Consider the following 428-nt stretch of genomic DNA (forward strand, 5'->3'; position numbering starts at 1 on the left):
CGCTCCGGTCGCACCCGTTGCTCCTGTGTCACCTGTCGCTCCGGTCGCACCCGTTGCTCCAGTATCACCTGTTGCTCCGGTTGCACCGGTCGCTCCTGTGTCACCGGTCGCTCCAGTCGCGCCCGTTGCTCCTGTGTCACCTGTCGCTCCGGTCGCACCCGTTGCTCCTGTGTCACCTGTCGCTCCGGTCGCACCCGTTGCACCAGTATCACCTGTTGCTCCGGTCACTCCTGTCGCTCCTGTGTCACCTGTCGCTCCGGTCGCACCCGTCGCTCCTGCGTCACCTGTAGCTCCGGTCGCACCCGTCGCTCCTATGTCACCTGTAGCTCCAGTCGCTCCAGTTGCCCCTGTGTCACCTGTTGCTCCAGTTGCTCCTGTCGCACCTGCGTCACCTGTTGCACCAGTCACTCCAGCCGCTCCAGTTGCTC

At 64.7% G+C, this 428-nt stretch carries 1 protein-coding gene; it reads right to left on the minus strand.

Annotated features, from left to right (window positions below; translation table 11 throughout):
• On the minus strand, positions 1 to 408 hold a 408-nt coding region (locus HPT30_RS00705; RefSeq protein WP_175369658.1), incomplete at its 3' end, for a hypothetical protein.
• Positions 409 to 428 lie beyond the last annotated feature (20 nt).

Source organism: Paenibacillus agri (assembly GCF_013359945.1).
In the GTDB taxonomy this organism is placed as follows: Bacteria; Bacillota; Bacilli; order Paenibacillales; family Paenibacillaceae; genus Paenibacillus_AQ; species Paenibacillus_AQ agri.